This is a genomic window from Streptomyces sp. 11-1-2 (assembly GCF_003595545.1).
Taxonomy (GTDB): domain Bacteria; phylum Actinomycetota; class Actinomycetes; order Streptomycetales; family Streptomycetaceae; genus Streptomyces; species Streptomyces hygroscopicus_B.
This window is the reverse complement of sequence record NZ_CP022545.1, coordinates 8,047,108-8,073,849: the sequence shown is the minus strand read 5'-3', so window position 1 is coordinate 8,073,849 and position 26,742 is coordinate 8,047,108. Positions and strand designations below refer to the sequence as shown.

The window sequence follows — 26,742 nt, the reverse complement described above, 5'->3', positions numbered from 1 at the left end:
GGCCATCGGTTCGTCGCTCGCTCTCATAGGACTCGCTCACGCCCCAGGTCTACCACCGTGACGGGGGCGTCCCCGACCGCCCCCGCCACGTCCCCCACCGTCCCCACGAGCCGGATGTGCCCCCGTGCGCACATCCGGGCCGCCACCCCCAGGAGCTCCCGGGCCTGCCGCCGGTCCAGACACCGGTCGAATCCGTCGGCCAGCACGGTCAGCACCTGCCGCGCGGGGAGCACATCGGCCGCCGGGTCCACGGCCAGCACACCGGGCCCGGTCAGCAGCACGAGCGCGAGCGCGAGATACCGCAACTCCCCGTCGCCCAGCCGCTCCACGGGCATCGCGCCGAGCTCCCCCTGCTCGACCAGGGCCCGCACCACCCCGTCCGCGTGCCCCTCGGTGACCAGGCCCTCCACCGGCCCGACGCACCCCGCGCGGACCGCCGCGACCAGCGCCGCATGGCGCGTGCCGCACTCCCGGCTGGTCCGCCGCAGCACCGCCGCCAGGTTCTCGCAGCAGCCGCGCAGCCGCCCGTCCCTCGACACCGCCGGCGCCCGCATCCGCTCCGGCCGCGGATCGCAGGGGAAGACCGAGCGCAGCGCGATGACCACCTGCTCGGCGGCGGCCAGCGCGAGCCGCTGACCCTCCGTCGTGCCCGCGACCCGCAGCGGCAGCAGCGAGGTCGCCAGCCGGTCGTCGGGCAGCGGGGCGCGGGTCACCGCGACCGCTCCCGCCGTATGCCAGGCGGCCTGGACACAGCGCCGCCCCGGGTCGCGCAGCGCCGTCTCCAGCAGGGTCTCCCCCGCCCCCGTCATCCGCTCGCCCACGATGCGCAGTTCGGGCTCGGCCTGTACGGCGACGTCGAGCCGTACGGGCCCGACCGGGCCGTCCACGGTGCAGCCGATGCGGAAGCCGCGCCGCCCCTGCCGGTCCGGCCGCGCCCGGCGCGGGATGTACGCGGCCGGGTCGCGGAACACCTCCGCGAGCCGGGCACCGCCCGCGAGCCGCGCGAGCGCCGCGTACGCCTCCAGTACCCCGGACTTACCGCTGCCGCTCGGACCGGAGATCAGGGTCAGCGGGCCCAGCGAGAAGGCGGCGCGGCGGTGGGTCTTGAAGGCCGACAGCCTCAACTCGGAGACGATGGGCCGCAGTTCGGTCCTGGCGGGCAGGAGCCCGGATGCGCTCATGCTCCGGAACATATCTCTGGCACATACCGCTGAACCGTTACGCCTTCCGTATCTTCCTACCATCGGGGGATAGCCGCGGTGGCCCATGATGACCAAGGGGCGGCGGATGACCAGAGATCGGGGAGTTGAGGACGGGATGGAGGGCCATGGCTGACAGCACCTTCTGGATCGCGGCCCTCACCGGCGGCACCGCCGTCCTGGCCAGCTGGGTCACCAGCCGCGGCAACACCCGGGCCGCCCGGATCCAGGCGGACACCGCCGTACTCGCCCAGCGCGCGGAGCGGCTGCGCGACAGCAGGCGCGGCGCGTATCTCGATCTGATCGAACAGACCCACAGCATGGGCGAGTTGTACTGGGAGATCGCCGCCGTCCAGCGAGCAGCCGAGGCGGGGCGCCGCCCCGCCCTCCTGGACGAGTTGGACGAGTTGGCCGAACTCGCCGAGCGCGAACGCGACGAGTACGGCAAGCTGCGCCGCTGTGTGCGCGTGGTCGAGCTGGAGGGCCCGGCCGCCGCGGCCACCGCCGCGAACGCGCTGCAGAAGGCAACCGGCCCGTTCCACCGCGCCCTGGGCGCGATGCGCTCCGGCGAACCGGAGGGACCGCAGCGCTTCCACGACGCCTTCCGCCCGTTCTGGCAGGCCCTTACGGACTTCGTCGAGGCCGCGAAGACGGCCCTCCACGAGCCGTAGCAGGGCGCCTTGTCGAGCCGTAGCGGGGCCTCGGCGAGGCGCGGCGGGTGGCTTGTCAGGAAGCGGACGGCGCGGGAGGCGGGGTGCCCGCGGCGGGCCGTCACACACCCCAATTTTGTCAGCAACATGTCAGTCCGCACCACTTCACGGCCCGACCGCACACCGGCACCGGAGACTCGTAGGTGGCCGTCGGCCCGGGCTCGAGAGGTGCCATCAGCACGGATGCTGATACGCGGGCCGCTCCCCTAAACCCTTTGGCGGAGCCGCCCTCAGCCCTCAGGTCGATTTCCACGGGGACCCATGGTGCGGCCGGAACAGCTGTCCTAGCGTGCCCTTTACTGGAACCTTAATCCCTAAGGAGCGTCATGTTCGGGCGAATAGGACGGTTTTCCGTCCACCGTCCATGGCTGGTCGTCGCGATGTGGGTCATCGCGGCGGTCGGCCTGGCCATCCTGGCCCCACCGCTGAAGTCCAGCACCGACCAGGCCGACTTCCTGCCGTCGCGCTATGAGTCGGTGCAGGTCTCCAAGCTCCAGGAGCATGCGTTCCCGCAGCAGGAGAGCGCGGCCGCCATTCTGGTCTACCAGCGGTCGGACGGTGGAAAGCTCTCCGAGGCCGACAAGGCCGCCGTCGCCAAGGCGACCACGGGGTTCCAGGACAAGAAGTACGCGACCTTCAAGTCCGTGGTGACCACGCCCGAGGCCGTCTCCAAGGACGGCAAGATGGCGCTGGCCAACGTGTACTCGACCAAGAAGGACGTCTACGACGAGGACACCCAGCAGTCGATCAAGGACCTGCGCGCGGACCGCGACAAACTGCTGAAGGGCACCTCGCTCAAGGTCGACGTGACCGGTCCGGCGGCCTCGGGGCTCGATGCCACCGAGTCCTCGGGTGACACCGACGCCATGATCATGATGGCCACCCTGGTCCTGATCATCGTGCTGCTCGGCGCCATCTTCCGCAGTCCGCTCATCGCGCTGATGCCCGTGCTGATGATCCTGGTGATGTTCATCATGGCCCAGGGTCTGATCGCCACCGCCAGCGACTGGTTCGGACTCGAGGCCGACAGCAGCGTGTCCGCGATTCTGATCGTGGTGCTGTTCGGCGTCGGCACGGACTACATGCTGTTCCTGCTGTTCCGCTACCGCGAACACCTCCGTAAGGGCCAGGAGCCCAAGGAGGCCCTGGTCGACGCGGTCACCCGGGTCGGCGAAACCATCGCCTCGGCAGCCGGTGCGGTCATCGTGGCGTTCCTCGCCCTGGTGCTGTCGACGATGGGCAGCATGCGCGCCATGGGGCCCTCGCTGGCGATCTCCGTCGCGGTGACGCTCGTGGCGGCACTCACCCTGGTGCCCGCGGTGTTCTCGCTGCTGGGAACGAAGGCGTTCTGGCCGTCCAAGGCGTGGAAGAAGGCCCCCCGCAACCGGCTCGCCAACGGCGTCGGCTCCGTGGTGTCGCGCCGTCCCGGGCTGATCGCCGCGGTCTCCGCCGGTGTGCTGGCGGCCCTCGCGGTGGGCGCGCTCGGCTTCAAGGCCGAGTTCGACACCGACACCACGCTCCCCAAGGACCTGGAGTCCGTCCAGGCCATGGCGGAGCTGCAGAAGAGCTTCTCGGCCGGCGAGTCCGACCCGAGCCTGGTGTACGTCCAGTCGAAGGGCGACAAGCTGGACCCCGCGGCGCTGACCGGATTCCGGCAGAAGCTGACGGCGGTCGAGGGCGTCGGCGAGGTCTCCCCCGCCGTGCTCAACCCCAAGGGCGACGTGGCCCAGTTCAGCGTGGTGCTGAAGTACCGGCCCGCCTCCGAGAAGGCCATCGAACTGGTCGCCGGGGAGCTGCGGGACACCGCGCACGGCTCCGCGCCCGAGGGCTCCAAGGCCCTGGTGGGCGGGTCGACCGCGGTACTGGCCGACATCGAGGACGCGGTCAACCACGACTACCGGCTGGTGTTCCCGGTCGCGGGCCTGGCCATCATGCTGATCCTCGGCCTGCTGCTGCGCAGCGTGGTGGCGCCGCTGTATCTGATGCTCGCCGTCGGCCTCGGCTTCGCCGCGACCCTCGGTTCCACGGTCTGGCTGTTCCAGAACGTACGGGGCGAGCACGGCCTGCTCTTCATGCTGCCGATCATCGTCTATCTGTTCGTGGTGGCGATCGGCACGGACTACAACATCCTCATGGTGGCCCGGCTGCGGGAGGAGGTCAGAAAGGGCAAGACACCGGCCGAGGCCGTCCGGCTCGCGGTGTCCCAGTCGGCGCCGACGATCGGTTCGGCCGCCATCATCCTGGCGGGCACCTTCGGTGTGCTGATGCTGGCCAGCAACACCATGCTCCAGCAGATGGGCTTCGCCGTGGCCTTCGGCATCCTGCTCACCGCGTTCATCATGGCGCTGCTGCTGGTGCCGACGGTGACCGCGATGCTCGGCTCCAAGGCGTGGTGGCCCAACCACCGCCACGACTCCCCCGAGACGCCCGGCGTCTCCGGCCCCGGGCGGGCCGAGGAGCCCGATGCGGCGGGCGAGACCGTACGGGTGTGACCTGACGCTCCCTCGGACGCCCGAACGGCGCGGTGGCCCTTCGCGACATGGTCGCGGAGGGCCACCGGTGGAGGGACGGGGGTTGCGGCGGATCAGGGGCCGACCGGCCAGAACAACTCGGCCGGGGCCCCGCCGACGTGGCCCGTCGCATGGGCGTCGAACAGGTCCCGGAAGTCCGCGTCGGGCGGCCAGAGCATGGAGTGCTGCGAGCGGTAGCACTCGATCGCCTCGTATTTGGCGGACCAGGAGGCGTCCCCGGCGGTCTCGGCCATCGGGTCCAGCAGGGCCCGGTCGTCCGGGAGCGGGGGGATGTCACTGCCCCGCAGTCCGTACGGAAGGTCCTCCCAGCACCGCACCGGGACCTTCCCGGCGACCGCGGTGACCACCGCGTCGCGGGTGCGCCGGTGGTCGATGTGGTTGCCGACCGCCGCGCTGGTCAGCACCAGTTCGGGCCGGGTCCGCTCGGCCAGCTCGGCCACGGTGCGCGTGAGCAGGTCGCAGAGCTGGGGTTCGGCGGCGTCGCTGCCCTGCACCATCGGGCCGTCGACGTCGATGAGCCAGCCGCCGTCGGGCAGCCGCCGGTAGACGGCGTCGAGGAACTCGCCGTGGACGGGGGTGGCGCCCAGCCGGGCCAGGGCCTTGCGGTCCTCCTCCCGCCGGTGCTCCATCGGCTCGGTGTCCAGGCCCCAGGTGTAGTGGAAGTACTCGGCGATGGGTGAGTACGGCAGTGGCGGGATGCCCGCGAACAGGGTGAAGACCGTGACCTCCGCGCCTTCGGAGGCCAGGTGGTGGATGCGGCTGCCGGCGGACAGCACGGCGTCGTCCAGGTGGGGGGAGACGACGAGGATGTGGGAGGACATCAGGACGTGGACCGTTCGTCATCGGTGGTGGACGGTTCGTTCGCGGCGGGGGACTCCGGCGCCCGCGGGGTACGAGGGACCTGCTGACGGGCACCGTCGGCCGTCTCCAGCTCCCCGGTCTCGCCCTGGGCGAGGGCGGCGGCGATCGCCGACGCGGAGCCCGGCCGGTTCTTCTGCACCCAGCCGGGGATGTTGCGTTGTTTGAGGGACCCCTCGGAGATGACGAGCGCGCCCGGCGGGACGTCCTCGGCGATCAGCGCGCGGGCGCCCGAATAGACCCCGTCGCCCACGGTGACCGGTGCGATGAGCCCGTTCTGGCCACCGATGCGGACGTTGCGGCCCACGACAGAGCGGTACTTCTTCCGGCCGTCGTAGTTGGCGAAGCCGGACAGGCCGCCGATGTTGCTCCCCTCGCCGATGTCCGCGTCGCCGATGTACGACAGATGCGGGACCTTGGCCCCGGCGCCCAGCGTGGAGTTCTTGATCTCCACGAACGTGCCGACCTTGGCGCCCTTGTCGAGCCGGGTGTCGGGGCGCACATAGGCGTACGGACCGACCTGCGCCGACGCCCCCAGGGCCGCCTTCTCCAGCACCGAGCTGCTGACCTGGGCATCGGCACCGACCTCGGACCGGAACACGGTCGAGTAGGCCCGCACCCGGGCGCCCGCGCCGAGGTCCGAGCCGGTCACGGTGGACCGCTCCACCAGCGCCCCCTCGCCCACCGCGGAGTCCCGCACCTCGCTGTCCGGGCCGATCACCGCGCCGGCCGCCACCGAACTGGCGCCGAGCACCCGGGTGTTGGTCAGCACGACCGCCCCGGCCGCCAGCCTGGCTCCGACGTCGATCCAGGCCGTCCCCGGGTCGGCGATGTCGACACCGGCCGCCAGCCACCAGCGGTTGATCCGGTCACGCAGGACGGCCCGCACGCGGGCCAGCTGGACCTGGTCGTTGGCGCCCAGGATGTCGTCCGGGTCCTCCGCGACGGTGATGCCGACGCGCAGGTCGTGCGCGGTGAAGTAGTCGAGCACGGTGGCCAGGTACTCGCCGGTGGTGTGCCCGCCGGCCAGCAGGTCGTCGAAGGCCGCGCGCAGGGCCGTGGCTTCGAACGCGTAGACCCCCGCCCCCACTTCGCGCAGCCGTCCGCCGGCCGGTCCGTCGCCGGGTTCACGGCGGTCGCCCCGGTCCGGCGGCAGCAGCGCCTCGTACTCCCCCACCTCGGACCGCAGCACCAGGCTGTAGCCGACGGTATCCGGCAGGCGGCCGGACAGCAGGGTCATGGCGTTGCCCGCCTTCTCGTGGTCGGCGACCAGCCGGGCCAGCGTGGGCCCGGTGAGCAGCGGCGCGTCCCCACAGCTCACCAGGATGGTCCCGGTGAAGTCCGGGAGCCGGTTCACGGCGGCGAGCAGGGCGTGGCCGTAGCCGCCCTGATGCTCCTGGACGGCGGTCTCCGGCGCTGCCACGGCGCCCCTGCCATGGGCGGCGAGGTACTCCTCGACGGCCGCGCGATGGTGTCCGGTGACCACGACCGTGCGCCGCGGCGCCAGTTCGGCCACGGCGTCGAGGACATGGCCGAGCATGGCCCGGCCGCCGACCTCGCGCAGCACCTTCTGCGGGCCGGGTCCCATGCGCTCCCCGTTCCCCGCGGCGAGCACCACGGCGGCCAGCTCCCGGGCGTTCTCCTCCCGGTCCTCCCCCGGTCCGGAAGCCAATTCTCCTGTACCGTCGAGTATCTTCTGGGAAATCATCTCAATCAGTCCCTCCTGAGGTTGCTCAGGCCGCCCGGACTCCCTTTTGGACAGCATGATGCAGGTCTCAGACAAGGGCGAAGCAGACAGGCCCGCAAGGGATGCACTGAGCCCTTGGCAGGAAGCTGTCTGCATGCTCGACCGTGCTGCCCGGCCTTCCTAGCATCGAATTCACCACATGACGTCAACCGGCCATCTGCAGCGTCCGGATGGCGGAAGAGGAGTTATCCGTGAACGTCTCCAGCCCGGGCCTTCCGGAGGGAATTCCGGAGAATGCGCGACCGCTGCACATCGCGATGTTCAACATCCCGGCGGACGGTCATGTGAATCCAAATCTCGCGCTCTGTGCAGAATTGGTCAAGCGAGGCCACCGGGTCAGCTTCTCCATCGACGAGGGGCGTGCCGCGGCGGTGCGGGCCACCGGGGCCGAGCCGGTCCTCTACCGGTCGACCTTCCCGGACGCGAGCCGCGGCGAGCGGTTCCCCATCCATGATGTGATCGCGATGTCCTCGCTCTTCCTGCGGGAGGCGGTCGCGGTGCTGCCGCAGCAGATCGCCGCCTTCGAGGACGACCGCCCCGATATCGTCCTCTACGACTACGCCGCGCTGTCGGCCCAGATCCTGGCCAGGCGCTGGGACGTCCCGGCGGTGCGGCTCTCCCCGACCCGGGTGTCCAGCAACACCTACGAACGGGATCTGGCCCCGTTCTACGCCACGGTGGCGGACGACCCGGCGTGGCTGGCCTACCGGGCGGAGTTCCAGCGCTTCCTGGACGAGGGCGGGATGGAGCTGACCATCGAGGAGTTCCTCTACGTCGGACAGGCCGACCACTATGTGGTCACCATCCCGCGTGCCTTCCAGGCCGACGCGGACGAACTCGGCGGTACCTACACGTTCGTGGGCCCCGTGGTGCGCGAGCAGGACCACCAGGTTCCCTGGCGGCGGCCCGCGAACGGCCGGCCGGTGCTGCTGATCGCCTTCGGCTCGGTCGCACCCGAGGTGCCGCAGGTGCAGCGGGTCTTCTTCGAGTGCGCGGAGGCGTTCGCCGACTCGCCGTGGCATGTGGTGATGTCGATCGGCAGGCATCTGGACCCGGCGGACTTCGGACCGCTGCCCCCACACATCGAGCTGGTCCCGGAGGTCCCGCAGCTCCAGGTCCTGGCCGAGTCCACGGCGTTCATCACGCACGCGGGCATGGGCTCCACGATGGAGGCGATCCAGCACGGCGTTCCCCTGGTGGCGGTGCCCATGGGGTTCGACCAGATGGAGAACGCCCGGCTGACGGAGGAGCTGGGCATCGGCGCACGGGTGCCCTTCGAAGGGGTCACCGGCGAGGAGCTGCGCGAGGCGGTGGAGCGGGTGTCCGCCGACCCCAAGGTGGCCCGGCGGCTGGCGGAGCTGCGCGCGGAGATCCTCGCGGAGGGCGGCGCCTCCGGGGCGGCCGACGCGGTCGAGTGCGTACTGCGGCGCGCTCGGGCCGGCGCGTGAGCGGATCGGGAACGGCCGCCGGGGCGGGGCCGGCGCGGGAGACGCGCCGGGCCGCCCTCGCCGCCTTCGTCTGGGCGGTCGTCTTCACCGCGATGCATGTGTACTGGTTCGCCGGGGGCCGGTTCGGGCTCGGCGACGCTCCCGAGGTGGTGCCGCGCGCCACCAGCACCAGCGACCGGGTCCAGGGCGCGGTCATCACCGTCATGTTCGCGGTGGGGATCGTGCTGCCCCTGGCGCTGACCCGGCCGTGGGGGCGGCGGATCCCGCGGTGGGCGGCGCTGTTCTGCCTGTGGACCGGCTGCGCGCTGGTGGCGGTGCGCGGGGGCGCCGGGCTGCTGGACACGGCGCTGCGCGGCACCGGGCTGGCGCCGCACGGTCTGACCGGCCTGACGTACGAGCAGATCACCGGCGACGCCCACCCTTCCGCGTACACCATCTGGTCCGGGGTCGGCGTCGACGCCTACTTCGTGCTCGGCGGGATCCTGTACGGCCTGACCGCCCTGTGGCTGGGCCGCAGGGCCCGGCCCGGGCGGCCCGTCACGGCAGAGTGACCACCAGCGCGGCGTGCGCGAGCCCCGCGCCGAACCCCGCCAGCAGGGCCAGTCCCCCGAGGGCAGCGCCCCGCGGTCCCTGAGGGCCTCCATGGCGAGCGGGACGGACGCGGCGGAGGTGTTTCCGGCGGAGGTGATGTCGTCGGCGACCACGACATGCGGCGGCAGGTCCAGGGCCTTGGCCACCGCCTCGGTGATGCGCAGGTTCGCCTGGTGCGGGATGAAGGCGGCCAGCTGCTCCGCCGTGACACCCGCCCGGCACAGGGCGGCGGCCGCCGTGCGCGGCACCTCCCTGATCGCCCAGCGGAACACCTCGGATCCGGCCATCCGCATGTACGGCCAGGGGTGGTCCGCGTCCCGGGCGGCGGTCCAGGGCTCCTGGTGGGCGATGAGGTCGTGCTGGTCCCCGTCCGACCCCCAGGCCACGGACTTGATCCCGGGTTCGTCGGCGGGGCCGACCAGCACCGCGCCCGCGCCGTCCGCGAAGAGGAAGGCGGCCCCCCGGTCGTCCGGGTCGACGATGTCGGTCATCCGCTCGGAGCCGATCACCAGCACCCGGCGGGAGGTGCCCGCGCGGACGAGCCCGTCCGCCACGGCCAGGGCGTAGCAGAAGCCCGCGCAGGCGACGTGCACATCGAAGGCGGCGGCGGACCGCGCGCCGACGGCCGCGGCCACCTGCGGCGCCGCCGCCGGGCTCTGGTACAGGTACGACATCGAGGCGAGCAGCACGGTGTCGACGTCGGCCGGGGCCACGCCCGCGTCGGCCAGCGCCTTGCCCCCGGCGTGCGCGGCCATGGCGATCACCGTCTCGTCCGGCCCGGCGTAGCGCCGGCTGACGATCCCCGACCGGCGCCGTATCCAGGTGTCGGAGGAGTCCAGGCGCGCGCACAGCTCCTCGTTGGGCACGGTGCGGGCGGGCCGGTAGCCGCCCAGTCCCAGGATGCGCGCGCCCGCCTGACCCTGACGTCCGGTCATGACGGGCCTCCGCCCACGCGCACGAGGGTGCCGTCCACGTACTGCTGGCGGCAGGTGCCGCGGCGCACCTTTCCACTGGTCGTCTTGGGGAGGGTGCCGCGGCGGATGACGACGACGTCCTCGGCCTCCAGCCGGTGGTCGCTGCGCACCCGCTCGCGCACGGCGCTGACGAGCACGTCGTGACCGGCCGCGCGCAGCGCCCGGCCGTCCGCCTCGATCACCACGACGAGGGCCTCCCGGTCGCCCCGGTCGACGGCGAAGGCGGCCGCGGAGGCGGGGCGCAGCGCGGGGTGGCTGCGCTCGGCGGAGTACTCCAGGTCCTGCGGGTAGTGGTTGCGGCCCTTGACGACGAGGAGGTCCTTGAGGCGTCCGGTGACATAGAGCTCGCCGTCGCGGACGAAGCCGATGTCGCCGGTGCGCAGGAACGCCCCGGTGTCGGCGTCGCCCTCGATCCGGGCGCGGAAGGTCTCCTCGCTCTCCCGCTCGCGGCCCGCGTACCCGGCCGCCACGCAGGGGCCGGCGGCCCAGATCTCGCCCACCCGGCCAGGGGCGGCCGCGCGGCGGGTGGCGGGGTCCACGATGCGCACGCGGGTGTCGCCGATGGTGCGGCCGCAGCTGACCACGGGTATCGCGGCGGCGTCCGCGGTCACCGTGACCCGCCCTTCGCCGAGATCGGCGGGCGCGAGGGTGAGGGCCCGCGGCAGCTCGCCGGGGCCGCTGCCGCTGATCTTGAGGGTGTGTTCGGCGAGTCCGTATCCCGGCGAGACCGCGTGGGGGTCCAGGCCGTAGGGGGTGAACGCCTCGGTGAACGCCCGGATGGTGTGGAGCCGCACGGGCTCGGCGCCGTTGACGGCCGCCCGCCAGGCGGACAGGTCGCATCCCGGTGCGGGGCGTGCCTCCCGTACGCACAGGTCGTAGGCGAAGTTGGGGGCCGCCGCGTGGGTGCCGCCGAACCGGGACAGGGCCTCCAGCCAGCGGGCCGGGCGGCGGACGAACGCCTCGGGGGCCATGAGGTAGGAGGGGATGCCGGCCCACAGGGGCAGCACGACGCCGAACAACAGCCCCATGTCGTGGAAGAGCGGGAGCCAGGAGACGACGGTGCCGCCCCGGGTGGGCCACAGGGCGTCGGTCTCGGCCGCGTTGTGCCAGAAGTTGCGGTGGGTGACCATCACGCCCTTGGGCGTGCCGGTGGAGCCGGAGGTGTACTGGAGCAGCGCCACGTCGTCGAGTCCGGCGGGGGGCAGGGGCTCCCCGGCCGTCGCCGCCTCCGGGTACGCGTCGGTGGCCAGCAGTTCCAGGCCGCGCAGCTCGGGCGCGCCGGGGAAGTCGGCCAGCAGCCGGTCGCGGGTCTCCGCGGTGGTGAGGACCAGGGTGGTGCCCGAGTCGTCGGCGACGGAGCGCAGCCGGCGCAGCGCCTGGCCGTTCCTGGGGACCTGTACGGGCGCTCCCATGACCCCGGCGGCGGCGCATCCGAGCCAGGCGCGGACGAATTCGAGGCCGGTGGGATACAGCAGAACGGCGCTTTGGCCGCGCATGTCCCGGCGGCGGAGTTCGGCCGCGCGCGCGAGGGCCTGGCGCTGGAGTTCCGCGTAGGTGGCCCGGTCGTCCGGGTCCTCGCCGTTGCGGAGGTAGCAGTAGGCGAGGTCGTCGGGGGTTTCGGCGGCGCGCCGGGCGAGCAGGGACATCAGCTTTTCGGGGGCATGGCCGACAGAAGTCATGTCCATCCTTTTCAGCGGTGGATGGCTCCTGTATAGCCAGGGGGCCCGGGCCCCTCAAGGGCTATATCACCATGCTGCCAATATCACGGAATACCGTCCGGTAACAATTCCCGGCGTCCATTCCATGACCATTCAATGCCGCATCAGTTCCGCCCGCTGCCGCGCGAAATGAGGAAAAGAACTTTCAGACCGATCACTCCGGAGATCACCAGCAGGTGGTAGCCCAGCAATTGGAAGAGTCCTATTCCGGGAACGACCAGCGGACCGCCGTCGATGCTGAGCAGGATCACCGACATGACCCCGCTGGTGGCGGCGATGAAGGTCAGCAGGATCTCGTGCACCAGCGACCTGATGTACGTACGGTCGCGGGCGTTGGCGAAGAGCCGCACGCCGACGCCGAGGCGGCCCTGTTCGAGCGCGCTGGTGACCCGATCCAGCCGCCGGGGCAGCCTGCGCAGCAGTTCCCAGGCCGCCATCACGTCCGTCGGGCTGATCAGCTGGCTCAGCGGATCGCCGCCGGCCCGGGCGAAGCCCCCGTCGGCGAAGGTCCGGGCCTCCTCCACCATGACGAAGCCCGGGGCGATGAGCATCAGGGTGCCCTCGAGGGTGCCCAGGGCCCGGAAGACGGCCGCGACCTCGGGCGGGATGGTCAGCCCGTGGCGCTGGACCAGCCGGAAGAGGTCGGTGAAGATCTGCACGCTGGGGGTGGAGCCGGGTGCGAAGTAGCGTGACAGGAAGCGGCCGAGCTCCCGCTGCAGCCGCTGCTCGTCGATCTCCTCGGGCCGGGTGACCACTTCCAGCAGCGCGTCGCACAGGGCGGCCGAGTCCTGGCTGTTGAGCGCGAAGAGCAGGGACCGCAGACCGGAGCGGACCTGGGCGTCGACCCGGCCGACCGAGCCGAAGTCGATGACGCCGATGGCGCCGTCGTCCAGCAGCAGGATGTTCCCGGGGTGCGGATCCGCGTGGAAGGTGCCGTCGATCATCACCTGGTGGAACATGTTGACCATCACCTTCCTGGCGAGCGCCAGGCGTTCCTCCGCGGTGCCCTTGAGGACCGCGGCGGCCGAGCCGATGGGGGTGCCGGTCAGCCGCTCCATGACCAGCACCTGCTCGCCCGACCACTCCTCGTACACCCTCGGCAGCCGGATGCCGGTGCCCTCCGAGCGCAGGCTCCAGGCCGTGCTCACGGTGGCGATGTTGGCCGCTTCGATCCGGAAGTCCAACTCCTCACGGACCGAGGTGGCGAACCCGTCGGCCAGGTCCACCACCCCCAGCGCGCGGGCCCAGCCGGCGCGCCGCTCCAGCGTTCTGGCGAACCGCAGGATGATCTGCAGGTCACATTCGGCGACCTCCCGGACGCCCGGGCGGCGCACCTTGACCACGACCTCCTCGCCCGAGTGCAGCCGTGCCGCGTGGACCTGCGCTATGGAGGCCGCCGCCAGCGGCACGTGGTCGAAGTGGGCGAACGCCTCCGTCAGCGGCATGCCCAGCTCCCGCTCCAGGGCCTCCCCCACCACCTGCCAGGGCTCCGGTGAGACCTGGTGGTGCAGCCGCCCCAGTTCGGCGATGAAGGCGGGCGGGAGCAGGTCGCGGCGGGTGGACAGCACCTGGCCCAGCTTGACGAAGGTGGCGCCGCCCTCCTCCAGCGCCAGCCGCAGCGGCCTGGCCATGCGCCCGGAGCCCGGCCCCCGGCCCCCGGTGGGGACCGCGCCATAGCGGCTGGGGCGCAGACCGTGGCGCACGGCGATGGACACGATGTGCCAGTAGCGGCGGGTGCGGGTGACCCGGGACCGCGCCGACCGTACCCAGCCGCGCGGCCCGCCCACCGAGCCGCTGGGCAGGACCACTTCGAGGACGGCCAGGAAGCCGGTGGTCACCACGAGCGTGGACCCGAATTGCACCCCGGTGAGGATGCCGCGCTGCTCGGGGCGCTGCATCAGCAGGCTGAAGACGGCCAGGCCCACCACGCTGACCAGCCCGGCCAGCAGGGACCGCACGATCCCGATGCGCAGGCCCAGCAGCCTCCGGGCGCTGAACACGAAGGCCATGATGAACGCGGTCATCACCAGGAGGGCCAGGAGGAACTGGGCCAGCTTCATCACTGCGCGGGGTCCTTCGGGTCAGCGTGCGGCGGCCCTGTGGTACGCGCGGGCGGCTGTCGGGGCCACCACGATCAGCAGGGTGCACAGGATCAGGGTGCCCGCGGCCAGCGGGTGCTGGGCCGGCAGGGCGTCGCTCACCACCGTGGAGGGGTTGCCCCACAGGTCCCGGCAGGCACTCACCACGGAGCTGATGGGGTTCCACTCGCCGATGATCTGCATCCAGCGCGGCAGCCCGTCCAACGGCACGAAGGAGTTGGACAGCAGCGCGAACGGCAGGACCATCAGTGAGGAGATGGTGTTGACCGCCTCCGGGCTGCGCACCACCAGGCCGATCAGCGCGCCGATCCAGCACATGGTGAAGCCCAGGAGGAGCAGCAGGCCGAAGCCCGCGACGGTCTTGACCAGGCCGTGGTGCGCCTTCCAGCCGATGAGCAGGCCGACCAGCGCCATGACGAGGCAGCTGAGCGCCGTCATCGCCATGTCCGAGACGGTCCGGCCGAGCAGCACCGCGTAGCGGGACATCGGCAGCGACCGGAAGCGGTCCACCAGACCGTTCTTGAGGTCGTCCGCGACGCCGGCGGCGCTCGTGCCCACCGCGGAGAACATGACCTGGGTGAAGATGCCCGCCATGATGTACTCGCGGTAGTTACCGCCGGGCACGGACATCGCGCTGCCGAAGAGATAGCCGAAGACCAGCACCATCACGACGGGCGCGATGGTCACCCCGATCAGCTTCTCCGGTACACGGGCGATGTGCTTCATATGACGCCCGGCCAGGATCCAGGTGTCGGTTGCCAGTTCCTTCATGCTGCCGTCTTCCCCTCGTCCTCGTCGGGCTCCCCGGCGCTGCTGCGCCCGGTCAGCGCGAGGAACACGTCGTCCATGGACGGTCTGCGCATGGCGAAGTCCGTCACCTCGATTCCCTTGCCGCGCAGCGCGGCCGCCGCGTCGGCGATGGCGTCGATGCCGGAGCCCACCGGCACCGATACGCTGCGGCCCTGGTCCCCCACCACGGGTTCGCCCACCGCGACGCGCTCCAGCAGCGCGGTGACCTCCGGGACGGCGGCCGGGTCGGCGAGGCTGACCTCGAGGCGCTCCCCGCCGACCTTGCGCTTGAGCTCGTCGGGGGTGCCGTCGGCGATGAGCAGCCCCTTGTCGATGACCGCGATGCGGTCGGCGAGTTGGTCCGCCTCCTCCAGGTACTGGGTGGTGAGCAGGACGGTGACGCCCGCCTCGACCTGTTCGCGGACCATGGCCCACAGGGTCATCCGGCTGGTGAGGTCCAGGCCGGTGGTCGGCTCGTCCAGGAACAGCACGTCGGGGTCGGCCAGCAGGCTGGCGGCCAGGTCCAGCCGGCGCCGCATGCCGCCCGAGTAGGTCTTCGTCTCCCGGTCCGCGGCGCCCGTGAGGTCGAAGCGCTCCAGCAGTTCCTCCGCCCGCCGCTTGGCGTTGGCGCGGCCGAGACGGTAGAGCCTGCCGATGAGGACGAGGTTCTCCCGGCCGGTCAGGCGCTCGTCCACGGCCGCGTACTGTCCCGCCAGGCCGATGCGCCTGCGGACCTCCAGGGGCGCGGTGCCGATGTCGTGGCCGGCCACGACCGCGCGGCCGCCGTCGGCCGGCAGCAGGGTGGCCAGGATCCGTACCGTCGTGGTCTTCCCGGCTCCGTTCGGTCCGAGAAGGCCGAGCACGGACCCGGCGGGCACCGTGAGGTCGACGCCCTTCAGCACCTCGTTGTCGCCATACCGTTTGCTCAGGCCCTCGGCCTCGATCGCCACGTCCATGTTCTCTCCTGGAAAGGTCGCCGGTGTGTGCGTGATCGGGGCGGTGCCGTCATCGGTCGATGCCCGCGAGACCGCGGGCATGGCGACGGTCGGTTCCCCGGGAGACGGCGAGCGGGTCCCAGCGCTCGTCGCGCTCGGGCAGCAGGTCCGCGTCGCCCAGCACGGCACCGTCGTGCACCTCGTGCATCAGCCTGCGGCCGACGATGGCGGAGGCGCAGGCGATGCCGCCCACGGCGACACCGGTGATGCCGCTGCCGTAGCGGGTGTTGGCGCCCACCACGTGCAACCCATCGACCTGGGTGCGGGTGTCGGGGCGCACGCCGACGCCGCCCCAGTCCGCGAGGCCGAAGGGGGTACCCCCGGTGGACAGGGTGTAGCGCTCATGGGTCAGCGGGGTCGCCGCCTCCAGGTGGGTGATGTGGTCCCGGAAGGGGCCGATCGCCCGCTCGGCGGCGGTGAGCATGGCCTGGGTGAACTCTTCCTTGCTCTTCCGGTAGGCGCCGTTGCGGCGGTAACGGGTGCCGTCGGCGGGCCCCGTGGTCACCCCCCAGCGGTCGTACTCGGGCGGGCACAGCGTCATCACCTGGAAGTTGCTGTGGCCCGGCGGGCACACGGTGCGCCCCTCGGGGTCCTTCTGTGACGCGAAGGACAGGAAGAGAAAGGAGACCGGGTCGATGTCGCCCTCGGCGAGCCGCCGGTAGTAGGTGTCGATGTCGTCGTCGGCGTACCACCACAGATTGGCGTTGCGCCGCTCGGGCAGCGGCCGGTCCAGGGCCACGTACAGCGTGGCGAACGGCAGCCCCATGGCCGCGTCCTGGGTCTTGGTCACCAGCTTGGCGGGGAAGTGCTCGGCGCCCACGAGGTCGAGCACGGTGCGGCGGTAGTCGGCGTTCGAGACCACCAGCGGGGCGGAGAACCGCCGTCCGTCGGCCAGCCCCACCCCGGTGACCTTGCCGTCGTCGACGAGGATGTGCGTCACATGGGCCCGGGTGAGCAGGGCCCCGCCGTGCGCCTCCAGGCTCTCCACCAGACCCGCGGCCAGCATCTGGCCGCCGCCCTCGGGGTAGTAGGCGCCCCGCACGTAGTGGTCGGTGACGGTCGCGTGCATCGAGACGGTCGCCTGCTCGGGCCCCATGCCGTAGTTGGGCGACTGGGCGGCCAGGATGGTCCTGGCCCGCGCCGAAAGCCCGCAGTGGTCGAAGAGCCGGGAGAGCGGATGGCGGCCCCATTTGAGGGTGACCGGGGTGCGCGCGACGAGGTCGGCGACCGTCAGGTCCTCCCCGGACAGCAGGGCCGAGCGCATCTCGGCCCCCAGGGTCTCGCAGATGTCGAGGAAGGTGTCCAGGCCCTCGGCGTCCTGCGGCAGCGTCTCCTTCAGGCGCTGCCGGTACCGGTCCCAGCCGGCGGGCATGAACATGGAGGTGCTCGGCAGCACGATCTCGTCGAAGCCGTCCTGATCCATCTCGCGGTAGGTGATCCGCTTGTCCAGGCCGAGGCCGCCGAGGATCGCGGGCAGCACCCCGCCGGGCCCGCAGTCGCCGAGGTAGTGGACGCCGACGTCGAACTCGTAGGCGCGGCGGCGGCGAAACACATGGCTGTTGCCGCCCGCGACGTCATGCTGCTCCAGCACCAGGACCCGCCGCCCGGTCACCGCCAGATAGGCGGCGCAGACCAGGCCGCCGATGCCGGAGCCGACGACTATCGCATCCCAATCATCCCGGTTCGTCATGCTGGGGATCCCATCTGTGTCTCAATCGCCGTAACCGTCGCAGCAATCGGGGCCGCGATCCCGGGCCGTGACCGGAAGCTGCCACCCACACCTTTCTCCCGTGCGACGCCCGGGATCGGGTGGGTCCGCTGCCCCCGTCCGCTCGTCTTCACCGCAGCCGCAGCAATGCGCAGGCGACCGCCCCGTCGCGGTCCACCGAGGTGATCACCGCGACCTTGCCGGAGGCGTCCGGGGCGTCCTCGGCGGTGGCGAGGACCGCGACCACCTGGAAGGCCGCGGCGGCCGCGGAGGTGTCCCCGATCGGTTCGGGGTGCGGCACCCAGCGGGGCTCGACCTCACCGAACAGCGCCTCCAGCACGCCCCGTTCCGCCACTCCGGCGGTCCCGGCCGGCGCGGACGGCGAAACCGCCCACACCTCGGCCGGGGTCACCCCGGAACGCCGCAGCGCCCGCTCCACGCACCGGGTCAGTGCCGGTTCCGTGCCCTCCGGGCCGGCCACCCCGGACTCCACCAGCACCACTTCGGCCAGGCCCGCCGCCGCGTCCGGCGCGTCGGCGGGGACCAGCCGCAGCACCGCACAGCCCTCGCCGAGCAGCACGCCGTCGGCCCGCTCGTCCTCGCCCCGGGTGTGGTGCTCCAGCCAGGCGCGGGCGGCCGAGTGCTCCTCCACCGCGCCCACCAGCACGCTGCCCGCCCGCCCGGATGTCAGCAGACGCCGTCCGTAGTGCAGCGCCTGAAGCCCGGAGGCGCGGCCCGCGGCCACGGTGGCGTTGGGCCCGCGCAGTCCGTACCGGATGGCGCACTGCCCGGAGGCGCAGTTCATCACCGTGTTGGGGAAGTGCGAGGGGTCGACGTAGAAGGGCTTTTCCTGCACGAAGGTGTCGCGGGTCAGGTCCATCATGCTCTGCGCGCTGCCGGTGTTCGTGCCGAGCACCAGCGCGACGTCTTCGCCGCCCGACGCGGGTCCGGGCTCGGTGCCCGTGACCTCACGCAGCAGCCGGTCCACGGCCGTGACGGCCAGTCCGGTCACCCGGTCCATGGACCGGGTTCCCTTGCGTCCCAGCACCTCACGGATGACGAAGCCCGGTACCAGACAGGCTTGTTCACCTGGCCCCGACCACTCGGCCGGGTCGAGCTCCACTGCCGTTCTCCGCCCGGACCGCAGCCCCTCGACGAAGGCGTGGCGCCCGATCCCGTACGGCGACACCGCCGACCAACCCGAGATCACGGGACCGCGCACCGCGGCAACCATGGCCGTCACAACCGATCCACTCCTTGGGGAATCGTCGCGGGTCCCGGCGGCCGCGCCCCGGGAGCCCGCTCACAGATAGAAGACCGCGCGGTATCCGGGCCAGCGGGCCGCCATGGCCCCGGCCGGTACCGTGCGTACGCCGGGCAGCAGACCGGACGTCGCGTCCGGGCCGTACGCCCGCAGGTCCTGCTCCTCGATCCAGACGCCGACCCCGGCCGCCAGCAGCACGTCCAGGCCCTTGCCCGGGGTGTTGACCGTGGTCAGCTCCCGCTTTCCCAGGCGCGGTACGGGCGTCCGCGCGGCCCGGACGGCATAGCCGACCGCCGGGCCGCGCAGCAGGACGTCCAGTCCGCCCAGGTGGCGGTGGAAGAGATACGCGCAGTAGAGGCCGTCGGAGAACTGAGTCTCCACCGCGCCCCGGTAGGCACGCTCGACGATGGCGAGCGCGCGTCGCTCCTCGGCCGCCACGGTCACATCACCCCCAGGTAGAGCGTCTTGTCCGCGGCGGCCACATGCTCGGCGAACCTCGCCGGGGCCCGCACCGGGACCTCCGGAATGTGGTCCACCGCGCCGCGGTCGTCGCTGCAGAAGCGGCAGGCGTACCAGCGCAGCCGGTCGGGGAAGGCGAGGAGCATCTCCCGGACGAGCAGGCTCGTCGACGGATAGTCCACGGACCATTCGGCGAGGTTGCGGGGCTTGCTGTCGCCCAGCCCCCGCTGGGTGAGCATGGTGGCGTAGCCGCAGGCCCAGATCTGCACCGTGGCCCCGCCCTCGAGCATGGCCTGCGACAGCCGCAGCGCGCTGGTGAGCAGGTCGCTCTCGTAGGGCGCGCCCATGACCGTCAGCAGGACGTCGGAGCGCGGAACCGTCGTGGTCCTGGCCATCTCAGTGCCACACCACCCTGACGCCGGGAGCCAGCACCCGGGCGGAGACCTCCGGCATGCCCACCACCCGGGCCTCGGGGATCAGCCGGTCCGCGGCGAGGCCGCGCTGGGCGAGGGAGAAGTCGTCCACCCACACCTCGCCGCCGGCCTCCGCAAGGGCCCGTACCTCCGCCGAGTCCTCCTCCGTGCCGCGCATGGCCGCGGTGACGGCGTCCTGCACGAGGACCAGCTGCACGGGGTGGCCGGAGAGGGCCAGGGTGCGGCCGTCCCGGACGAACGCGCCACAGGCGGGGCCCGCCCAGGGGCCACGGCTCTCGATGAGCAGATGTGGAGGGTTAAGGACCGGTGCGTCTTCTCGCGTCATGATTCCCATGCCTTCAGCCGACCGTCGTACCGTTCACGGCTTCGCCAGCATCGCCAGGGCCGACGCGCTGTTCCAGGCGGGCGACATGATCCTGCCAGTGCTCCCGCGGGCCGTGGAGCACGAATTCGATCAGGTCGGCCGAGGTGACCGCGCCGTCCAGCTGCCGCATCCGCTTGCGCATGGCGGCGGTCCGCGCCGCGATCGCGGGGTCGGAGGCGACGAAGGCCACGGCATCCCGCAGCCGCGCCGCGGTCGCCTTGTCCAGGGGGATGTGCCGCCCCAGCCCCAGGTCGGCCAGGCGCTCGGCGTTGATGTGCTGGTCGTTGACCTGCGGGACGGCGACCATGGGGACTCCGTGGTGCATGGCCTCGAGCACCGAGCCCATACCACCGTGAGTGATGAAGGCGGAAGCCCGCTCCAGCACGGCCAACTGGGGTACGGAGCGATGCTGTTCGACATGGGGCGGCAGCGGGCCGAGCAGCGCGGGATCGAGGGTGCCGGTCGCCAGCACCACATGCCAGGGCGTGTCGGTGAAGGCCGCCACGACCTCCCGGTAGAAGGCCGGCTGGCCGCTGCCCGCGGACCCCAGGGCCACCAGCAGCACCGGCCGCCCGTCCTCGGGGGCCCGCCACTCGCCCTGGTGCTTCCGTTTCCCGAGACAGGGGCCGACGAAGGCATAGCGCTTGTCCACGGCGTCCCCGTCGATCTGGAACTCCCGGGGCATCGGCACCAGACAGCGCTCGGGCAGCCCGGTGTAGTCGTCGATGGACAGGGCGATGCCGGCGTCGTCCAGGAACTGCCGGAATCCGCGCCGGTACTCCGACCAGCGCGGGTCGTCCGCGAAGTACTCCTCGAACAACTCCTGGCGGGCCCGGCGCTCCTCCGGGCCCGCCGCGGACACATGCGTGGAGGCGAGGCAGATGACCGGGACCTGAAAGCGGTGTGCGAGCAGCCGGCCGGTGAGCGCGCCGAAGTCGTGCAGCACCAGGTCGGGCCGGTCCGCCTCGAACGCCCGCAGCTGCCCCGGAAGGATGGCGATCGCCTCGTCGAGCGCGAGGCGGGACATGGCGACCGGATCGTCGGAGGGCCAGTCCTCGACCCGGTCGGAGGCGGGCAGCGTCGTCTCGTACGGCACCAGGGTGGCCCCGGCGGCCCGCACCTGCGGGCCGAACTCGGCCGTCGCGGCATAGCTCACCCGGTGTCCACGCCGCACCAGTTCGGCCACCGTGCCGAGCGTGGGGTTCACATGGCCGTGGGCCGGGATGTTGAACAAGGCGATATGGGATGTCCGTCTGTGACTCTCCATGGCGTGCTCCGGCTCAGTCTCTGGTGACAGCGACGGGGAGCCGCGAGGCGCCGATCATGTCCGACGTGTCGAGGAACTCGATGTCCGCGTCCGGCACGACATGGATGGAGCGGTAGCGGTCCAGCAGCAGATTGAAGGCGATCCTGCTCTCCAGACGGGCGAGCGGGGCACCGATGCAGTAGTGGATGCCCTGTCCGAAGCCCACGTGCCGGTTGTTCTCCCGGTGGATGTCGAACCGGTCGGGGTCCGTGAAGGCGCTTGTATCGCGGTTGGCTGAGGAGATCCACACATGGACGAGCTCCCCGGCCGGGATGATCTGCCCGCCGAGCTCCACGTCCTCGGCCGTCATCCGGACGAAGTTACTGAACGAGGGCCGGATACGGACGACCTCCTCGATGGCCTGGGGCACCAGGGAGCGGTCGGCACGCACCTCGGTGTAGAGCTCGGGGAAGCGGTCGAAGGTCAGGATGATGTTGCTGATCAGGGCCGCGGTCGTGGTGATCCCGCCCATCAGCAGCACGCCCGCGAAGCCCACGATCTCCTCGTCGTCGAGCGTCCGGCCGTCCATCTCGGCCTGCACCAGCGTGGTGATCAGGTCGTCGCGCGGCTCGGCGCGGCGCCTGCGGATCTGCTCGAACATGTAGGTGTTGAGGGCCTTCAGCCGCATCGCGGTCGCCCGGTGCCCCTCCACGCCCTGATTGCTGGCGTGCAGCAGATTGGCCCATTCCGCGAAGAGGTGGGCGTCCTCGCGGGGGGCGCCGAGGATATCGGCGATGACGGCCACGGGGAACGGGAACGCGAAGTCCTCCGCGATGTCGAATCGCTCCTTGTCGGCCACCGCGTCGAGCAGCCCGGTGGCGATCTCAAGGAGCTTCGGCTCCAGACCGGCTATATAGCGGGCACTGAAGGCCTTGCTGACCAGCATCCGGAATTTCCGGTGCCGGGGTTCGTCCATCGCGGCGATGTTCCCCTTGAAGAAGACGTCGTAGTCCTCCTGGGGCGGCGTGATATCGGACATGTCGTTAACGAAGACATCGGTGTTGGCCATGATGTGCGTGACATCTTCGTGCCGGAACACCGACCACTGGAAGGACTGCTCGTTGTAGCTGACCGGGTCTTCCTTCCGCATCTTCTCCAGCCAGGCGAAGAAGTGTGCGTTCGCTTCGGCGGTCTGCCGGTCACGCACGGCGTCACTGGTGGTCATCGCGTTCGCGCTCCTTAGAATTTCTCAAGTTCGGGGGGTTTACTGCGCCGTACCGTGGGCATCCGGTCCGGGGCCGTCCATGTCCTCGAGTTTCGCGGCCAGAATGCGCCCGATCTCCGCCAGAGGACCGGGCTTCATGAGGTCCGTGTGCTGCCGGTCGACTTCCCGCGTCTCGATCCGCCCGCCGACATAGGGGCCCCAGGTGTCCGGGGTCGGGGAGATGTCGATCTTGTCGAGCGTGGCGACGACCAGCAGGATGTCGCCGCCGAACTTGTCCGGGAGATGCGTGTTGAACAGTTCGCTGTTGTTGGCGTAGATCCTGGTGATGGCCTCGATGTGGCGGCCCTCGAGGGTGGCCATGGCGCTGCCGAGGCGCTGCAGCACCTCGGTCACCCGCTCATGGGTGAGCGGCCCGCCTCCGAGGTAGCGCCGGTCGTAGCCGACCCACCGCAACAGGTCGGCCAGCACGTCCTGTTCGTCGATGGGCGGCATCTTCTGGTTCGGGTAGGTGTCCAGCACGCCCAGCAGGTCGGTCTCCTCGCCCAGCGCCTCCAGGCGGGTGGCCATGGCGTGGGCGATGACCCCGCCCGCCGAGTAGCCGACCAGCCGGTAGGGGCCCGAGGGCTGGACGGTGCGGATCTGCCGCACATAGTCGTCGGCCATCTCGGCGATCGTCGTGGGCAGTTGCTCGCCGTCGTCGTCGAGCCCGCGCGCCTGCAGGCCGTAGACGGGATAGTCCTGGCCCAGGTGCTTGATCAGCCCGGAGTAGCACCAGCTCAGGCCGCCCGCCGGGTGGACGCAGAAGACCGGGGGACGGGTGCCGTGCGGCCGCAGCGGCAGCAGCACGTCCAGCGGCTGTCCCCGGTCCTCGTCGTCGAGGTGAACTGCGAGTTCGGCGGGCGTCGGGGCCTCGAAGAGGCTGCGGATGGTCAGTTCGACACCGAACGTGGCGTGGATGCGCTTGAGCAACCGGGTCGCCAGCAGCGACTGTCCGCCGAGGTCGAAGAAGTTGTCGTCCACGCCCACCCGGGGCGCGTCGAGGATCTCGGCGAACAACCCGCACAGGATCTCCTCACGCGGCGTCCGCGGCGCCCGACCCCCCGCACTCACCGGCGCCTCCGGCACGGGCAGCGCCTTACGGTCCAGCTTGCCGTTCACCGTCAACGGCAACCGCTCCAGCACCACGAAGGCAGAGGGCACCATATGCTCCGGCAACAACCCCGCCGCATGCTCCCGCAACGCCCCCGCCCCCACCTCGCCACCGGCATCCGGGACCACATACGCGACCAGACGCCTATCACCGGGACGGTCCTCACGGACCACCACCACCGCCTGCCCCACCCCCACACACTCCCCCAGAACCGACTCGACCTCCCCCAACTCGATACGGAACCCCCGCACCTTCACCTGGCCATCCACCCGCCCGACGAACTCCAGCACACCCCCATCAGTCCACCGCGCCACATCACCTGACCGATACATCCGAGCACCCGCCGGACCGAACGGATCCGCCACAAAACGCCCCGCCGTCAAACCCGGACGATTCCAATAACCACGCGCCACCCCAGCGCCCCCGACATACATCTCCCCCGCCACACCCACGGGCACCGGACGCAAACCACCGTCAAGGACATACACCCGAAGGTCAGGAATCCCAACCCCGATAACACTCCCCGCACCCGATTTCGCAACACGGGAATCCAACGCCGCATAACTGACATGGACAGTCGTCTCGGTGATCCCATACATGTTCACCAGAACCGGACCCGTATCCCCATGCCGGTCGAACCACTCCTCAAGACGCCACAGATCCAGCACCTCGCCACCGAACACCACCCACCGCAGCCGCAACCGGGCACCCACCTCCAGCGCCTCACGATCCGCCTGCATCAACTGATAGAAAGCCGACGGCGTCTGATTCAGCACCGTCACCCCCTCATCCGCCAGCAACCGCAAAAACTCCCCCGGCGAACGACTCACCTCAAACGGCACCACCACCAACCGCCCACCCCGCAACAACGCACCCCACAACTCCCACACCGAAAAGTCGAACGCGAACGAATGGAACAGCGTCCACACATCATCCGCACCGAACCCGAACCACCCATCCGTCGCCTCAAAAAGGCGCACCACATTCCCGTGCGGCACGACGACACCCTTGGGCCGCCCCGTGGAACCCGACGTGTAAATCACATACGCGGCCGCCTCCGGCGAAACACGGACCCCCACATCCGACCCATCCAGCCCCGCCAACTCCACCACCACCTCGACGTCATCCAGCGCCACCAGCGGAACCCCCGCCGGCACCCCGACTCCCACACCCACCTCCGTCACCACCAGCGACGGACCCGCGTCCTCCCACACATACGCCACCCGGTCGGCCGGATAACCCGGATCCACCGGCACATACACCGCCCCGGCCTTCAACACCGCAAGAACCGCCACCACCAGATCCACCGACCGCGGCAGCACCAGCCCCACCCGGTCCTCAACACCCACCCCACGCCCCACCAGCAACCGCGCCAGCCGATTCGCCCGCGCATTCAGCTCCCCATAGGACAGCGACTCCTCGCCGCACACCACCGCCACGCTCTCGGCGGACTCCCTCGCCCGCGCCTCGAACAGCTCGGTGAGGGTGGTGTCCGGTAGCGCGGCCGGAGTGTCGTCCGTCGGCGGCAGCAGACGGGCCCGCTCGTCGGGCAGGAGGATGTCCACGGCGCCCAGGGCGCGGTCCGCTCCGGCGTCCGCGAGGGACTCCATCAGCTGGACGAATCTGCGCTGGTGGAGGGCGAGATCCTGCTCGCTGTAGAGCTCGGGGTTGCCTTCGAAGTCGATGCGCAGCCCCTGGCCCTCGCCCAGGTCGTGGACGACGACCGACAGATCCTCCACCGGACCGAGGTTGAGGGTGTGCGGGATCGCGGGCAGTTCGCCGAAGGTCAGCCCGTGGCCGAACATCATAATGTTGATCTGCGGTCCGACCAGGCGCTGGTCGCCGCCGAGCAGGCCGAGGTCGCGGCGCAGGTCCTCGTAGCGGTAGCGCTGGTGCCGCAGTACCCGCCGCATCGATCCGGCGACCTGGGTGAGCAGTTCCCCGAAGGTCGACTCGGGCCGCACGGACAGCCGCAGCGGCAGGACGTTGGAGACCATGCCCGGGGTGGCCCGGGCTACCTTGCCGACCCGGCCGGTCACCGGCAGGCCGACGACGATGTCATCGCCTCCGGCCAGGCTCTGCAGATAGGCGGCGAGGACGGCCGTCACCACGGGCGGCCAGGGGACACCGGCCCGGTCTCCGGCCTCCCGCAGCGCACGGGTGGACTCGGGGGACAGCCAGGTGGTGCCGCGCCGCAGGCGGGTCGGCATGGTGGGGTCCGCGGCCGTCAGGCTGGGCGGCTTGGGGCGGTCGGCGAGCAGGGTGTTCCAGTGCGCCTTGTCCTTGGCGAAGTCCTCCGAGGCGCGGTAGCGCTCGTCGGCGGCAACCAGGCCCGCCAACGGTCCGAATCCGCTCTCGGGCACCGGGTTCCCGGCCGTCAGGGCGGTGTAGATCTCGGCGACCCGCCGCGAGATCAGGGCGCCGCTGAAACCGTCCAGCACGATGTGGTGGCAGCGGTGGTACCACAGGAAGCGGTCGGGGGCGGTCTCGAGGACGGCGAAGCGGACCAGTTCGTCGCCGAGGAGGTCGAGCGGGCGCCGGTAGTCGGCGCGCATCCATGCCTCGGCCGCGGCCTGCGGGTCGTCCTCGTGGCTGACGTCGATGTAGTGGACCGTGCCCGTGCCGTCCGGGTCGACCAACTGCCATACGCCCTCGGCGTCCTCGGCGAAACGGGTGCGCAGCGCGTCGGTCTCCCGGACGACCCGGCGCAGCGCCTCCTCCAGGAGGTCGGGGTCGAGCAGCCCCTGGATCTCCAGGTACTGGGCGCCGTTGTAGATCGGGTTGTCGGGGTCCAGCCGCTGGGCGTACCACATTCCCGACTGGGCGGCGGTCAGGGGGAGCCGGGTGGTCCGGGCGTCAGGCATGTCTCGTTCATCCTCGGTCGCAGTGAGACTCGCGTGTCGGTGGCGCGCTCTCGCGCGGCGGCGGTGTCAGCGGGCGGGCCCCGGCCCGGGGACGGCCGCACGGGTGGGTGCGGCCGTTCCCGGGCCTGGCGTGGTGGGGCGGTGGGGTCAGGCGGCGCTCATCGCGTCGACCAGGCTCTTGGGCCGCATGTCGGTCCAGTTCTGGTTGATGTGCTCGAGGCACGCGTCGCGGGTGTCCTCGCCGTGGACGACCGTCCAGCCGGCCGGGACCTCGGCGAACGCCGGCCAGAGGGAGTACTGCCGCTCCTCGTTGACCAGGACGAAGAAGCGGCCCTCGGCGTTCTCGAACGGGTTGCTCATGTCGTTTCT

General features: G+C 71.3%; 19 protein-coding genes and 2 pseudogenes. 4 read left to right on the top strand and 17 right to left on the bottom strand.

Annotation, left to right across the window (positions count from 1 at the left end):
• Nucleotides 1–23: 23 nt before the first annotated feature.
• Nucleotides 24–1,181: an ATP-binding protein gene (locus tag CGL27_RS34700; protein ID WP_119994696.1), complete on the bottom strand. Its 1,158-nt coding sequence runs from the start codon at nt 1,179–1,181 to the stop codon at nt 24–26.
• Between the two features lie 146 nt (nt 1,182–1,327).
• On the opposite strand from CGL27_RS34700, the gene CGL27_RS34695 reads away from it, so the two are divergent.
• Both CGL27_RS34695 and CGL27_RS34690 read left to right on the top strand, forming a co-directional pair.
• A complete protein-coding gene (locus CGL27_RS34695) occupies nt 1,328–1,870 on the top strand; it encodes a hypothetical protein (RefSeq protein WP_119991770.1) in 543 nt (180 codons plus the stop codon).
• A gap of 365 nt (nt 1,871–2,235) precedes the next feature.
• Complete coding sequence (locus CGL27_RS34690; RefSeq protein WP_119991769.1) at nt 2,236–4,401, top strand: MMPL family transporter; 2,166 nt, start codon at nt 2,236–2,238, stop codon at nt 4,399–4,401.
• Nucleotides 4,402–4,493: 92 nt separating this feature from the next.
• Here CGL27_RS34690 and CGL27_RS34685 read toward each other — a convergent pair whose 3' ends face one another.
• The gene (locus CGL27_RS34685) at nt 4,494–5,261 is read right to left on the bottom strand and encodes a PIG-L family deacetylase (protein ID WP_119991768.1); all 768 of its coding nucleotides are present in this window, start codon (nt 5,259–5,261) and stop codon (nt 4,494–4,496) included.
• Nucleotides 5,261–7,006, bottom strand: a complete 1,746-nt coding sequence (locus CGL27_RS34680; protein ID WP_162953132.1) for an NTP transferase domain-containing protein — start codon at nt 7,004–7,006, stop codon at nt 5,261–5,263. Before CGL27_RS34680 ends, CGL27_RS34685 begins: the two co-directional genes overlap by 1 nt.
• Before the next feature lie 230 nt (nt 7,007–7,236).
• Here CGL27_RS34680 and CGL27_RS34675 point away from each other — a divergent pair, with 230 nt between their 5' ends.
• Nucleotides 7,237–8,493 (top strand): macrolide family glycosyltransferase, encoded by a 1,257-nt coding sequence (locus CGL27_RS34675; protein WP_162953131.1) that lies wholly within the window; start codon nt 7,237–7,239, stop codon nt 8,491–8,493.
• Nucleotides 8,490–9,044 (top strand): DUF3995 domain-containing protein, encoded by a 555-nt coding sequence (locus tag CGL27_RS34670; protein ID WP_162953130.1) that lies wholly within the window; start codon nt 8,490–8,492, stop codon nt 9,042–9,044. The genes CGL27_RS34675 and CGL27_RS34670 overlap by 4 nt, the downstream gene beginning before the upstream one ends.
• Before the next feature lie 108 nt (nt 9,045–9,152).
• Here CGL27_RS34670 and CGL27_RS34665 read toward each other — a convergent pair.
• From CGL27_RS34665 to CGL27_RS34600, 14 genes and pseudogenes are all read right to left on the bottom strand, one after another.
• Nucleotides 9,153–10,019, bottom strand: a pseudogene (locus CGL27_RS34665) (beta-ketoacyl-ACP synthase 3); the annotation flags it as partial.
• Complete coding sequence (locus CGL27_RS34660; RefSeq protein WP_240450733.1) at nt 10,016–11,737, bottom strand: fatty acyl-AMP ligase; 1,722 nt, start codon at nt 11,735–11,737, stop codon at nt 10,016–10,018. The gene CGL27_RS34660 and the pseudogene CGL27_RS34665, both read right to left, overlap by 4 nt.
• A 143-nt stretch (nt 11,738–11,880) precedes the next feature.
• Entirely contained in the window at nt 11,881–13,836 is a 1,956-nt protein-coding gene (locus tag CGL27_RS34655) for an AarF/UbiB family protein (RefSeq protein WP_119991763.1), read from the bottom strand.
• Between the two features lie 21 nt (nt 13,837–13,857).
• Nucleotides 13,858–14,646 (bottom strand): ABC transporter permease, encoded by a 789-nt coding sequence (locus CGL27_RS34650; RefSeq protein WP_078644309.1) that lies wholly within the window; start codon nt 14,644–14,646, stop codon nt 13,858–13,860.
• Nucleotides 14,643–15,620 (bottom strand): ATP-binding cassette domain-containing protein, encoded by a 978-nt coding sequence (locus CGL27_RS34645; RefSeq protein WP_078644307.1) that lies wholly within the window; start codon nt 15,618–15,620, stop codon nt 14,643–14,645. The genes CGL27_RS34650 and CGL27_RS34645 overlap by 4 nt, the downstream gene beginning before the upstream one ends.
• Nucleotides 15,621–15,669: 49 nt before the next feature.
• On the bottom strand, nt 15,670–17,349 hold the full coding sequence (locus tag CGL27_RS34640) for an NAD(P)/FAD-dependent oxidoreductase (RefSeq protein ID WP_119991762.1): 1,680 nt from the start codon (nt 17,347–17,349) through the stop codon (nt 15,670–15,672).
• A gap of 148 nt (nt 17,350–17,497) precedes the next feature.
• Nucleotides 17,498–18,601: a beta-ketoacyl synthase N-terminal-like domain-containing protein gene (locus tag CGL27_RS34635; RefSeq protein ID WP_078647715.1), complete on the bottom strand. Its 1,104-nt coding sequence runs from the start codon at nt 18,599–18,601 to the stop codon at nt 17,498–17,500.
• A 69-nt stretch (nt 18,602–18,670) separates the two neighbouring features.
• On the bottom strand, nt 18,671–19,069 hold the full coding sequence (locus tag CGL27_RS34630; RefSeq protein WP_237513269.1) for a hypothetical protein: 399 nt from the start codon (nt 19,067–19,069) through the stop codon (nt 18,671–18,673).
• A gap of 2 nt (nt 19,070–19,071) precedes the next feature.
• Complete coding sequence (locus CGL27_RS34625) at nt 19,072–19,485, bottom strand: hypothetical protein (RefSeq protein WP_119991760.1); 414 nt, start codon at nt 19,483–19,485, stop codon at nt 19,072–19,074.
• Between the two features lies 1 nt (nt 19,486).
• On the bottom strand, nt 19,487–19,849 hold the full coding sequence (locus CGL27_RS34620; RefSeq protein ID WP_119994694.1) for a DsrE family protein: 363 nt from the start codon (nt 19,847–19,849) through the stop codon (nt 19,487–19,489).
• 115 nt (nt 19,850–19,964) lie between these two features.
• Nucleotides 19,965–21,155, bottom strand: a pseudogene (locus tag CGL27_RS34615) (macrolide family glycosyltransferase); the annotation flags it as partial.
• A gap of 13 nt (nt 21,156–21,168) precedes the next feature.
• The gene (locus tag CGL27_RS34610; protein ID WP_119991758.1) at nt 21,169–22,359 is read right to left on the bottom strand and encodes a cytochrome P450; all 1,191 of its coding nucleotides are present in this window, start codon (nt 22,357–22,359) and stop codon (nt 21,169–21,171) included.
• Between the two features lie 39 nt (nt 22,360–22,398).
• Nucleotides 22,399–26,373: a non-ribosomal peptide synthetase gene (locus CGL27_RS34605; protein WP_119991757.1), complete on the bottom strand. Its 3,975-nt coding sequence runs from the start codon at nt 26,371–26,373 to the stop codon at nt 22,399–22,401.
• A 147-nt stretch (nt 26,374–26,520) separates the two neighbouring features.
• Complete coding sequence (locus tag CGL27_RS34600) at nt 26,521–26,733, bottom strand: MbtH family protein (RefSeq protein WP_078644297.1); 213 nt, start codon at nt 26,731–26,733, stop codon at nt 26,521–26,523.
• Nucleotides 26,734–26,742: the final 9 nt, after the last annotated feature.

Excerpts from the sequence above, each read along its gene's own strand:
- CGL27_RS34700 (WP_119994696.1), bottom strand. The coding sequence starts at position 1,181 with ATGAGCGCATCCGGGCTCCTGCCCGCCAGGACCGAACTGCGGCCCATC.
- CGL27_RS34635 (WP_078647715.1), bottom strand. The coding sequence starts at position 18,601 with ATGGTTGCCGCGGTGCGCGGTCCCGTGATCTCGGGTTGGTCGGCGGTG.
- CGL27_RS34655 (WP_119991763.1), bottom strand. The coding sequence starts at position 13,836 with ATGAAGCTGGCCCAGTTCCTCCTGGCCCTCCTGGTGATGACCGCGTTC.
- CGL27_RS34690 (WP_119991769.1), top strand. The coding sequence starts at position 2,236 with ATGTTCGGGCGAATAGGACGGTTTTCCGTCCACCGTCCATGGCTGGTC.
- CGL27_RS34640 (WP_119991762.1), bottom strand. The coding sequence starts at position 17,349 with ATGACGAACCGGGATGATTGGGATGCGATAGTCGTCGGCTCCGGCATC.
- CGL27_RS34625 (WP_119991760.1), bottom strand. The coding sequence starts at position 19,485 with ATGGCCAGGACCACGACGGTTCCGCGCTCCGACGTCCTGCTGACGGTC.
- CGL27_RS34660 (WP_240450733.1), bottom strand. The coding sequence starts at position 11,737 with ATGACTTCTGTCGGCCATGCCCCCGAAAAGCTGATGTCCCTGCTCGCC.
- CGL27_RS34685 (WP_119991768.1), bottom strand. The coding sequence starts at position 5,261 with ATGTCCTCCCACATCCTCGTCGTCTCCCCCCACCTGGACGACGCCGTG.
- CGL27_RS34610 (WP_119991758.1), bottom strand. The coding sequence starts at position 22,359 with ATGACCACCAGTGACGCCGTGCGTGACCGGCAGACCGCCGAAGCGAAC.
- CGL27_RS34695 (WP_119991770.1), top strand. The coding sequence starts at position 1,328 with ATGGCTGACAGCACCTTCTGGATCGCGGCCCTCACCGGCGGCACCGCC.
- CGL27_RS34620 (WP_119994694.1), bottom strand. The coding sequence starts at position 19,849 with ATGACGCGAGAAGACGCACCGGTCCTTAACCCTCCACATCTGCTCATC.
- CGL27_RS34600 (WP_078644297.1), bottom strand. The coding sequence starts at position 26,733 with ATGAGCAACCCGTTCGAGAACGCCGAGGGCCGCTTCTTCGTCCTGGTC.
- CGL27_RS34645 (WP_078644307.1), bottom strand. The coding sequence starts at position 15,620 with ATGGACGTGGCGATCGAGGCCGAGGGCCTGAGCAAACGGTATGGCGAC.
- CGL27_RS34605 (WP_119991757.1), bottom strand. The coding sequence starts at position 26,373 with ATGCCTGACGCCCGGACCACCCGGCTCCCCCTGACCGCCGCCCAGTCG.
- CGL27_RS34650 (WP_078644309.1), bottom strand. The coding sequence starts at position 14,646 with ATGAAGGAACTGGCAACCGACACCTGGATCCTGGCCGGGCGTCATATG.
- CGL27_RS34680 (WP_162953132.1), bottom strand. The coding sequence starts at position 7,006 with ATGATTTCCCAGAAGATACTCGACGGTACAGGAGAATTGGCTTCCGGA.